This window comes from Gordonia gummivorans (assembly GCF_022513585.1).
In the GTDB taxonomy this organism is placed as follows: domain Bacteria; phylum Actinomycetota; class Actinomycetes; order Mycobacteriales; family Mycobacteriaceae; genus Gordonia.
In genome coordinates this window covers 73,948-84,650 of the sequence record NZ_JAKWBF010000026.1, presented here as the reverse complement: position 1 = coordinate 84,650, position 10,703 = coordinate 73,948, and the positions used below count along the sequence as shown (strand labels likewise).

At 68.8% G+C, this 10,703-nt stretch carries 10 protein-coding genes; 6 read left to right on the top strand and 4 right to left on the bottom strand.

Annotated elements, in window-relative coordinates; translation table 11 throughout:
• Window positions 1-301: 301 nt before the first annotated feature.
• Together MKW15_RS18050 and MKW15_RS18045 are read right to left on the bottom strand one after the other, a co-directional pair.
• Window positions 302-706: a DUF3040 domain-containing protein gene (locus MKW15_RS18050; protein ID WP_240860561.1), complete on the bottom strand. Its 405-nt coding sequence runs from the start codon at window positions 704-706 to the stop codon at window positions 302-304.
• A 177-nt stretch (window positions 707-883) separates the two neighbouring features.
• The gene (locus MKW15_RS18045; RefSeq protein WP_240860560.1) at window positions 884-1,372 is read right to left on the bottom strand and encodes an SAV_6107 family HEPN domain-containing protein; all 489 of its coding nucleotides are present in this window, start codon (window positions 1,370-1,372) and stop codon (window positions 884-886) included.
• 225 nt (window positions 1,373-1,597) lie between these two features.
• On the opposite strand from MKW15_RS18045, the gene MKW15_RS18040 reads away from it, so the two are divergent.
• The 3 genes from MKW15_RS18040 to MKW15_RS18030 are packed head-to-tail and all read left to right on the top strand — an operon-like array spanning window position 1,598 to window position 4,805.
• Window positions 1,598-2,257 (top strand): GNAT family N-acetyltransferase, encoded by a 660-nt coding sequence (locus tag MKW15_RS18040; RefSeq protein ID WP_240860559.1) that lies wholly within the window; start codon window positions 1,598-1,600, stop codon window positions 2,255-2,257.
• Window positions 2,254-3,918, top strand: coding sequence for a phytoene desaturase family protein (locus tag MKW15_RS18035; RefSeq protein ID WP_240860558.1), 1,665 nt, complete (start codon window positions 2,254-2,256; stop codon window positions 3,916-3,918). Before MKW15_RS18040 ends, MKW15_RS18035 begins: the two co-directional genes overlap by 4 nt.
• A complete protein-coding gene (locus tag MKW15_RS18030; protein ID WP_374247451.1) occupies window positions 3,915-4,805 on the top strand; it encodes an LppM family (lipo)protein in 891 nt (296 codons plus the stop codon). The genes MKW15_RS18035 and MKW15_RS18030 overlap by 4 nt, the downstream gene beginning before the upstream one ends.
• Window positions 4,806-5,034: 229 nt before the next feature.
• On the opposite strand, the gene MKW15_RS18025 is transcribed toward MKW15_RS18030, so the two are convergent.
• Window positions 5,035-6,054 carry a methylenetetrahydrofolate reductase gene (locus MKW15_RS18025; RefSeq protein WP_276615133.1) on the bottom strand — a complete coding sequence of 340 codons (1,020 nt, stop codon included), beginning with the start codon at window positions 6,052-6,054 and terminating at the stop codon, window positions 5,035-5,037.
• A 70-nt stretch (window positions 6,055-6,124) separates the two neighbouring features.
• On the opposite strand from MKW15_RS18025, the gene MKW15_RS18020 reads away from it, so the two are divergent.
• Window positions 6,125-7,255, top strand: coding sequence for a polyprenyl synthetase family protein (locus MKW15_RS18020; protein WP_240860556.1), 1,131 nt, complete (start codon window positions 6,125-6,127; stop codon window positions 7,253-7,255).
• Window positions 7,252-8,787 (top strand): alpha-(1->6)-mannopyranosyltransferase A, encoded by a 1,536-nt coding sequence (locus tag MKW15_RS18015; protein WP_240860554.1) that lies wholly within the window; start codon window positions 7,252-7,254, stop codon window positions 8,785-8,787. The genes MKW15_RS18020 and MKW15_RS18015 overlap by 4 nt, the downstream gene beginning before the upstream one ends.
• A 17-nt stretch (window positions 8,788-8,804) precedes the next feature.
• Here MKW15_RS18015 and MKW15_RS18010 read toward each other — a convergent pair whose 3' ends face one another.
• Complete coding sequence (locus tag MKW15_RS18010; protein ID WP_240860553.1) at window positions 8,805-9,173, bottom strand: Rv2175c family DNA-binding protein; 369 nt, start codon at window positions 9,171-9,173, stop codon at window positions 8,805-8,807.
• Window positions 9,174-9,273: 100 nt separating this feature from the next.
• Between MKW15_RS18010 and MKW15_RS18005 the strand changes: the two genes are divergently transcribed.
• On the top strand, window positions 9,274-10,515 hold the full coding sequence (locus MKW15_RS18005) for a protein kinase domain-containing protein (protein WP_240860552.1): 1,242 nt from the start codon (window positions 9,274-9,276) through the stop codon (window positions 10,513-10,515).
• Window positions 10,516-10,703 lie beyond the last annotated feature (188 nt).

Below are 10,703 nucleotides of genomic sequence, written 5' to 3'. Positions count from 1 at the left end.
GCCCGTGCGCCCACCCCCCCACACCCGGCCCGTACGCCTAACTAGCCATCCACATTCAGAGCAGAAGGGCCGAAAATTCTCGCGGAGGACTACGAACCCCGGGGAGGAAGTTCTTCCCCTAGACTTTGCGGCAGGACGCCGACGCATTTCCCCAGGTCGCAGCGCCGCTCACCGAACTCTTCGGATCGGGACGGGATGGACCACCGGAAAGCGCGAGAGCCGCGCACCTCGGTGCGCGGCTCTGGCGGTACGTACGTAAAAGTGTCAGCGAACGTGTCAGCCGACGTGTGGCGTGCTCAGATCACTCCTGCTCGAAACGGCGATTGAAGCGTTCTTCCATCCGCTCGGACAGCTTGCGCTTCTGCGCGCCCGCCCCTCCGGACTGCTTCTTGCCGCCCCGACGCGATCGGTCGCCGCCGGCCGCGTCGGAACCCCCGCCCCAGAGCGCGAAGAGCCCAGCGGCAAACATGACGAGGAACCCGATGAGACTCACGATCGGGAAGCCGCCGATGTCGATACCCACGACGAGCCCACCGACCAGCAGGACGAGCCCGACGACAAAGATCGCCACGGCCTGCAGCCGCCTGCGGCCGCTCGCCTTTCCGAGGCGCCGACGCTTCACACTGGACGCAAACTTGGGGTCTTCCGCGTACAGAGCGTTTTCGATCTGTTCGAGCATGCGCTGCTCGTGCTCCGAAAGTGGCACCGACCCTCCTTCTCCCAACTGGCCGCGTAACGCCGACTACGACGTCACCCTCGGGCGCATTTTCATGCGAATGCGCCTGTTCTGATCCCATGATACGAGGTGAATGCACCTCCGACCACCATTACCTGCCGTTCTGCGTCGATCTGTCGTCAACGGCGTCGCGGTGAGCGGCTCACGTCACGCCGTACGGCCCATCGAATCGTTCCCCTGACTCACCCGGCCCTGCTCATAAGCGATGACGTGAGCCTCGACGTGCTGCAGGAATCCGGTGACCGCCACGCGCATCGCGGCAACGTAGCGCGGGTCGATCGTTCGAACGATCCCTGACTCGATGCGCATGCGGGTGGCCGACAGCGACGCGAAGACCTGCACCTCGCGGGCCAGCTCAGGAACCACGACGACCGTGCGCGACCACGCGTCGGTGGCCCCACGCCGCGGACGTCCGGGCAGTTCGTGGACGGCGAGCGCTGCGCCCGCCGCACGTAGCGCAGCCAGGTAGTACTGGCGGAATCGCTCGGGGTCGTCGGGGACACCGTCCGCGTTGTCGAACAGGATGTGCGCACGGTCCAGCAGATCTCGTGCGCGGCCCACCACGATCGGGTCTGCAGCCACCCGGCCCGCGGCAGGCACCGACCGGCGTCGGGCCTGCGATCGGCGATCGCGCATGATTCCTCCAGACTCCAGGAGCGTCTCGGACGCTCCGGCGGCAGGCGCTTCCCTCGCCCACCGCCGAAGCGACGCGTCGTCGGGGTGCGCGCGAACAGCTTGCGGAGGCACATCCATCGAACACCCGTTCGACACGTTCAATATAGCTAGCTCTGCTCCATCCTTCAAGACGGTTGTGACAAGTTCCCCCACCCCGACCATCCCGAGAGAAAGGTCAGCGAGGCGTTGACGATCCGGCTGGTCACCCTGACCGGGCAGGATGCCCGACTGTGGCTCGAACCCGCCCTCGACATCTACGTGACCGCGATGGGATACCCGCGCGGCACGGAGGTGCACCGGGCAGCGCTGTGGCGCGAGCACATCGGGCGGCCCGGATGGCGTGCGCTGGGAGCGGTGACCACGGTGTCGCCGCACGAGGCCCACACCCTGCCCGGCTCACGCCGCCGGGTGCAGCCGCCGGTGGGGCTCGGGGAGAACGACGTCCTCGTCGGCATCGCCTACGGCTACACCGGCGCGCCCGACCAGTGGTGGAATCAGCAACTCCGCCTCGGGTTACGCCAACGTGGGCATCCAGCCGAGGTCGTCGAAGGGATTGCGGCCGACTATTTCGAACTCACCGAACTGCACGTGCACCCGAGCGCCCAGGGTCGCGGAATCGGACAGTGGCTGCTGGGCCGGCTGCTGACCGAACGGCCTGAGAGTCACGTCCTGCTGTCCACTCCGGAGATCCCCGAGGAACGCAATCGCGCGTGGTCGCTGTACCGGCGAATGGGATTCACCGACGTCCTGCGAAACTTCACGTTCACCGGCGATCCGCGCCCCTTCGCATTCCTCGGCCGTCGGCTTCCGGTCGACCTCGGGCCGGCAGCCGGACCGCAACCGTGAGCACCCAAACGTGCGGTGGGGCCGGCATCGCCGACGCCATCGTCATCGGATCGGGCCACAACGGTCTGGTCGCGGCGGCATACCTGGCGCAGGCCGGCCGCGACGTCGTCGTCGTGGAGCGCGACACGGTCCCGGGTGGTGCCACGTCGACGGTGGAACGCTTCCCCGGCTACCGGGTCGATCGCGGCTCCTCGGCACATCTGATGATCCGGCACTCCCCCATCCTCGACGAACTCCGTCTGCCCGAGGCGGGTCTGCAGTACTTGGACTGCGATCCGTGGGCATTTGTCCCCGCCACCGACTCGGCGCCGCCCATCGTGTTCCGCACCGACCTCGACGCCACCTGCGCATCGATCGAAAAGGCTTGCGGCCCAGCCGACGCCGACGCATATCGACGCTTCGTGGCAACCTGGGGACCGCGTGCCGAGGCCGTGATGCGCACCTTCTACCGGCCGGCCACGCCGGGACGATTCGCGGGCGCGTTCGTCGGACTCGGTGACACTGCGTCGACGGCACGCACCGGAATCGCCGGTCGCCGCGCCGGGCAGATGATGGCGCTCTCGCAAGAACTGATGGCCTCGGGCGACTCGCTCCTCGACCGCTGGTTCTCCTCCGAACACCTCAAGGCGGGGCTGGCCTGGTTCGGTGCGCAGTCCGGACCACCGATGAGCGCACCGGGCACCGCACCGATGGTCGGGTTTGCGGCACTCATGCACCGGATACCACCCGGACGCGCCGTCGGGGGCAGCGGCGCACTCGCACAGGCGCTGATCGCGCGCATCACCGGCGACGGCGGCGCGGTTGCGGTCGGCACCCCGGCCGAATCGATCACTCGCTGCTCCGACCATTGGCGCGTCGAGTTCGACGGATCGCCACCCCGCTGTACCCATCAGGTGATCGCCGCCTGCCACGTGCTCACCACCCTCGACTTGCTGACCGCGGGTGGCTTCGATGCCGACACTGCGCGGCGGTGGCGGTCGTCGGTGGTCGTCGGCAACGGCATCGGGATGGCGGTTCGGGTGGGCACCACGGCACTGCCGGACTATCCCGGGCTGCCATCGGGGCTGCCTGCACACAGCGTGCACTCCGGCCTGGGTCTGCTCGTCACCGATCGCGCCCACCTCGTGCGTGCCCAGGCCGCGGCGGCGGTCGGCGAGCTACCCGAGCGTCCGGCCTGCGTCGCCATGAGTTACTCCGCGATCGACCCGACCCTCGCTCCACCCGGACGACACCTGCTGACGCTCTGGGCTCAGTGGCATCCGTACCGACTTGCGGGCGAGCGCTCGTGGGCGCAGTTGGGCGAGGTCGCAGCCGATGCCGTCTGCGGCGAACTCGACCGGCACGCACCGGGATTCACCGACACCATCGAGCACCTCCACGTGCAGACACCGGCTGATCTGGAAACCGAACTCGGACTCACCGGCGGCAACATCATGCACGTGGAGATGTCGATCGACCAGATGTTCATGTGGCGACCGCACCCCGACCTGGCACACCACCGCGTGCCCGGCGCGGACGGCGTCCTCCTCGCGGGCGCCTCGACACATCCCGGCGGCGGCGTCACCGGCGCCAGTGGTCGAATCGCCGCCACGCTGGCCCTCGGCGCGCGCACACGCAGACGTCGCGGTGGCGCGCGACGCGGCAACGGTCTGGCACGATGAGCACCGTGACCTCCCCAATCGACGCGCCACGACGCCGGCTCCCGATGCTCGCAGCGGTCCTGCTCCTGCTGGTCGCCGCCCCGCTGATGTCGGGTTGCCTGGAACGGTCGACCACCGTCGGTGACCGCTATTCGGGCACGATCGTCGTCGCGACCTCGCCGGACAATCCGCATGGCGCACCCAAGCTGGACCTCCCCGAGTCGATGGCCTCGCTGGTCTCGGTCACCGAGTACCGCGCCACACCCACTCCGTCGACAACGCCGGGCGGCCCCGGGCCGAGCGGGTCGACGTCGACCACCACCACCCCGCGCACCCCGGGCAACGCCGACGACGATCGCGCGACACACGTGGGTACCCGGGCCACCTTCTCCGGCCTCACCTCCGGCCAGCTGAGCCAGCTCGGCGACATCGTCGCGGACTCTTTCGGGGACACATCGGTCACCATGGATCTCACCGCGAAACGCAGCGGTGAGGTGGTCCGGTTCCGCGGTTCCACCGACCTCACCGATCTGGCACCTCAGCGCGACTACGTGCAGTTGACACTGACCTTCGCCGGACCGATCACCGCGACCAACGGCGATCAGACCGGTGAGTCGTCGGTGACGTGGACACCCGAGCCGGGCAAACCGTCGGACTTCAGCGCCGACGCCACCTACCCGGACCCGGCGACGGCCGCGTTGAGCAGCTGGTCGTGGTTCCTGGCGGCCATCTGCCTGATCGTGGTCGCGGTGATCGTCGCGATCGCCTACTCGTCGCGCCATCGCGGTCCCCGGCCCGGCCGACCCGTCCGGGCAAAGACCCCATCGACCGCCAAATCCGACGCCAAGTCAAAGCCAGATGCCAAGTCTGCTTCCGACCGGGCCACGCAGGACGCGTCGAAATCCTGACGAATCCTTCCGCCGGCTGAGGCGCTCGAGGCGCTAGCCGAGAGCCTCGAAGCCCTGGTGAGAGGACATTGTTGTCTCAACAGCGCCCTTCGAGGCTCGCAAGCTCGCACCTCAGGGAGCGGTGAAGGCTCGCTTCGCGGGTCCTGAGCAGCGAGCTTGCGAGCGTGACGAAGGGCGCACCTCAGGGAGCGGTGAAGGGCTCGGCCCGCACGAACTCAGGCAGCGGCGGTCAGCTGCTCAGGGCCGGGGCGCCGAGAACCTCGCGGACGTCGGCGCCGAGGCGCTCGAGCACCTCGCTGGTCGCCTTTGCGAAATTCAGGCTGCAGAAGTGCAGGCATGGTGCGCCCTCGGCGATGAGCCGCTCGGCCATCTCGGTGGCGAGGTCGATACCGACCGCCCGCACTGCCGCACGATCTTCCTCCGGACCGTCGCCGGCCGCGGCACTCAGCCGGGCGTCGACCGCCGGCGGCAACACCGAACCCGAGAGCTGGACCATCCGGCGGACGCTGGCGAGGGAGGTGATCGGCATCAGACCGGGGATCAGGGGCTTGGCGGCCTGCTCGGCGTCGGCGGCGTGCACGCGATCACGCAACCGCAGATAGTGATCGACGTCGAAGAACATCTGACTGATCGAGTACTCGGCGCCCGCACGCAGCTTGCGCACCAGGTTCTGGGTGTCGTGGTCGAGATCGGGCGCCCGGTGATGACCCTCCGGGAACGACGCGACGCCGACGTGGAAGTCGCCGAGGCGCTCGATCAGCCGCACGAGTTCCTCCGCATACTGCACGCCCTCGGGATGTGCGACCCACTCGCCGAGCGGATCGCCGGGCGGGTCGCCACGCAACGCGAGGATGTTGGTGATCCCCTGGTCGGCGTAGGCGCCGACGAGCGCGCGCAGCTCGGCGACGCTGTGATTGACCGCCGTCAGGTGAGCGACCGGCAGCAGCGTCGTCTCGGCGGCGAGTTCGCCCGCGATGCGGACCGTGCGGTCCCGAGTGGAACCGCCGGCTCCATAGGTCATCGACACAAAGGCAGGTCCCAAACGCTCGAAGATGCGCACGGCGCGCCACAGCCGGGCCTCCCCCTCGGCATCCCGCGGCGGCATGAACTCGACCGAGAACGGGATCGGGCCACGATGTGGCGTAGCCAGGCTCTCGACGATCGACGGCGCGCGGCCGGATCGGGTCTGACCTGGACGGCCGGTAGCGGATGGAGTCACCCGACCATGATACGGACGCTGCCCGACCATCTGCGATCGCGGTCACCCCCCTGCGCCGCCGCCCTGTGGCCGCGAGCACGCCATCGCATAGCCTGACAGGGTGACCTCCACGATCCCCACGCCCGTCTCGCTCGACGAGGTGCCCGCGGCGGTCGAGGGCCGGCTGCGCACCTTCTTCGCGGCCACCACACCGGTCGCCGAACAGATCTCTCCCGCGGTGGGCACGGCGGCGCGGATCGTTCGCGACTTCGTGCTCCAGGGCGGCAAGCGAATCCGGCCGGTCTTCGCCTTCGCCGGCTGGCGGTGCGGGAAGACCGCGTCGGAGCACACCGAATCGCGTTACACCGCGTCGGACACCTTGCGGGTATGTGCCGCACTGGAATTGGTGCAGGGATGCGCGCTGATCCACGACGACATCATCGACCGCTCCGACACGCGACGGGGCAGGCCGACCGTGCACCGCGACGTCGAAGGCCGCCACCGTGATCAAGGTTGGGCGGGCGACTCCGGGCAGTTCGGGATCGCGGCGGCGATCCTCGCCGGTGACCTGGCGCTGGCCTGGGCCGACGACCTCGTCCACGGCCACATCCCGGGCGCGGCCGCGCCAGTCGGCGTGACCCCGTTGTCGCCGACGATCGGTGCGACGTGGGCCTCGATGCGTACCGAAGTGCTGGGCGGACAGTATCTGGACATCGTCAACGAGGCGAGCGGCGACGAATCGGTCGAGGCGGCGTTGCGGGTCATGGAGTACAAGACCGCGGCCTACACGGTCGCCCGTCCGCTGGAACTGGGTGCGCGACTCGCCGGCGCTTCGGAACCTCTGATCACCGACCTGCGGTCCGTCGGACACGATCTGGGCATCGCTTTCCAGTTGCGCGACGATCTGCTCGGGGTCTTCGGGGACCCGGAACGCACGGGCAAGCCGTCGGGCGACGACCTGATCACCGGAAAGCGCACCGCTCTGCTGGCCATCGGCCTGCGCCGCGCCGACGACACCGCGCCCGCCCGCGCGGCGGCGCTGCGCGCAACAATCGGGCGCGAGCTCACCGAGAGCGAATTATCTGCGGCACGAGCAACTCTCGTCGATGTCGGGGCAGTTGACGAGGTCGAATCGAGGATCTCCGAGCTGCTCGCCTCAGCCCTCGCGGTACTCGACCGCATCGACATCGGCCCCGACATCCGGGCCGAACTGAGCGCCGTGGCGCATCGCACCGCCTACCGCGAGACATGACCGACACGGCCGGCACCCACACGACACCCGTCCGAGCCGGACTCAACGGCACGGCCCGGGCGGACCTCGCCATCGGTATGGTCGGGTCGATCCTGGTGTGTCTGGGCGCTTTCGGTGTCGGCGACCCGCCGCGCAACAGCGGGCTGCTCACCGATCTCGGCCTCAGCTGGATCACCTACGGACACGGCAAGAATCTCTCGGCGGTCATCTTCTGGACCGGGGTGGCGGCGATGGTGATCGCGTGGGTTCGGGTGGGACGACGCATCTTTGCCGGCGACGCGCCGAGCGTCGCGACGCTCCGGCGCTGGCTGCTCGCGTGGGCGGCGCCACTGATGGTCACCGTGCCGGTGTACAGCCGCGACGTCTACGCCTACCTCGCCCAGGGCGCGGTGTTCGGAGCGGGTTTCGACCCTTACGCCGACGGTCCCGCCCACCGCCCTGGCCCACTCGTGGACAGCATGGCCCAGGTCTGGGCGACCACCACTGCCCCGTATGGTCCCTTCTTCGTCGGGGTGATCCGGACGGTGTCGGAGATCACCGGCGATCACGTGATCCTGGGTGTGCTGGCCATGCGGCTGGTACTGCTACCCGGACTCTTCCTGTCGCTGTGGGCGATTCCGCGTCTGGCAACGCATTTCGGTGCATCCGGGCAAACGGGATTGTGGCTGGCCCTGTTCAATCCGATGGTGCTCATCCATCTGGTGGCCGGGGCGCATGTGGAACTGCTCATGATGGGTGTCCTCGTCGCGGGTGTGCTGCTGGTGGTGCAGGGCCGCCACGTCGCAGGCCTGGCCGTGCTCGGCCTGGCGGTGTCCATCAAGATCACCGCAGGAATCGCGATTCCGTTCGTGCTGTGGATCTGGCTCGCCCACATCCGTTCCCGGCGTCCGGTGACCGCACGTGACGTTGTGGGCTGTTTCGCGGCGATCGTCGGGATCACGGTGGCCGTCTTCGGTTTCTGGACACTGGTGCTCGGCCTCGGACTGGGCTGGCTGACCGGATTGGGTTGGGCCGACGTCATCATCAACTGGTTCACCCTCCCGACCCTGCTGGCGCATCTGGTCACCCTCCTGGCCGCACCGTGGGCGGCGCTCAATCTTCAACCGGTACTGGAGGTCACGCGTGCGATCGGCGCGGGCCTGCTCGCCGTCGTCCTGGTGACGCTGTGGTGGCGGTTTCGCCGCGACGAGCGCGCCGCCGTTGCCGGCATGGCCTGGGCGATGCTCGCGGTGCTGCTCCTGGAGCCGTCCACGCTGCCCTGGTACTACACCTGGGTGCTCGCCATCGCGGTGGCCTTCACACTGCCTCGGTGGGTGTACGCGACCGTCGTCGGGGTCTCGACGTTCATGCTGATCGTGTTCCAGCCCGACGATGCGATCGCCTTCTACCAGCCGGGGGCACTCGTTCTCGCCGTCGCCCTGGCCGGGCTCGCGGCATGGTCGTTGCTGGGTCCGGATCCGTTGCGGCTGGGCCGGTTCGCCCGGTGGGCGTGGGGATCGCCCGGTCGCGAGGTTGCCACAACGGCGCAGTGATCAGAACGGCGCAGCGATCAGAACGCCTGGGCTTGCGCCCGACGGATGACCTCGCGGGCCGAATGTGTGTGCAGCGCCTGCGCCGGGTGCATCTCCAGATCGTCCTGCGTGGTGAACAACCAGGCCATCACATCGTCGCGGCTGTACCCCCCGTCCAGGAGGACCTCGACGAGACCAGTGAAGTGCTTGACGACACCGAGGTCGTCGAAGAACAGTGCCGGGATCGCGGGCTCGCCGCCACGCGAGACGCCGAGCAGATGGTGGTCGCGGATCAGGGTGCGGACGCGGTTCGCAGAAACCCCGAGACGCTTGGCCACCTCGTCGATCGACAGCGTGTCCACATCGGGCGGCAGCAGGGTGTCTTGCGAGAGCGGTAGAGAACTCACACGAAGAGAGTAGCGGTTCACCGACTTCCGGTGGCATGAGATCACGGTCGGCGGACGGCGTTCACGCCCAGACGCCGACGATGCCGGTAAGTTCACCGACATGAACAGTCCCGCCGACCCGGTGCTCGGTGTCGTCGTCGAGGGCCGCTACCGCATTGACGCGCTCATCGCGCGGGGCGGGATGAGCGCGGTCTACCTCGGGGTCGACCTGCGGCTCGGACGCGACGTCGCGGTGAAGATCATGGACGACCGCTACGCCGGGGATCCGCTGTTCCTGCGCCGCTTCGAATTCGAGGCGCGCGCAGTGGCCGGTCTCAAACATCCCGGTCTGGTGGCCGTCTACGACCAGGGCATCGATCACCAGATCGTCTTTCTCGTCATGGAACTGGTGGACGGCGGAAGTCTCCGCGAACTGCTGCGCGAACGCGGACCGATGCCGCCGCATGCCGTGGTCGCCGTCGCCGACCCCGTGCTCGGCGGCCTCGGCACCGCGCACGCCGCCGGGCTGGTGCATCGGGATGTGAAGCCTGAGAACGTCCTCATCTCCGATTCCGGCGACGTGAAGGTCGCCGACTTCGGACTTGTCCGCGCCGTCGCCGAAGCAGGGGTGACGTCGGCCAGCGTCATCCTCGGCACCGCCGCCTACCTGTCCCCCGAGCAGGTGGAATCCTCACACGCGGACGCACGCAGCGACGTTTACTCGACCGGGGTGATGTTGTTCGAACTACTCACCGGCCGAACCCCTTTCCGCGGCGACACCCCACTGGCCCTGGCTTATCAGCGCCTCAACTTCGACGTCCCGGCGCCCGGCGACGTCATCGCCGGGGTGCCCCCCGAACTCGACGAGATCATCCTGTGCGCCACCGAACGCGATCCGGCACACCGGTATCCGAACGGATTCGCCATGCGACAGGCATTGCTGGCGATGGCCGACGATCTCGATCTGCCGCCGTTCACCGTGCCCGCGCCACGCCGATCCGCCGAGCGCGTCACGATGGCGCGCCACCGCCCGGCCGGTCCTCGGCTGCACGGCACCCGTGCGGTGTCGGTGCCAGGTCCCTATGTGGCCGAATCGGAGTCGGGCGCAAGGGGGTCGGGCGCAGGAGCTGCGGCGGACCGTCCGGAACCGCCGGCCCACACGCCACCGCCGGAGCGCGACCACGCCGACGACGCGCCACCGAACGCCGCAACACCACGACGATCCGGCGCCCTCGACGACGTCGAACCCCAGGTCGGCAGCCGCCTGCGCTCTGTGCTGTGGCTGCTTGCCGTGCTCGCGGTCGCGGTTGGCCTGGGTGCGGTCGCCTGGTGGACGGGCCATCACTACCTCGGGGTGCGCTGATCTGACGAGCCCGGCGCTTCCGATGGCTGTGCGAGCCTGCGAGCCTCGAAGCCCCCTGTGAGATGACCTTGTTGTCTCACCAGCCCTTCGAGGCTCGTCGGTTTCGAGACGCGTCGGGTCGCTTCGCTCCCTCGTCGCTCCTCAACCCGGCGGCTTGCGCTCCTCGCACCTCAGGGAGCGGGGATGGG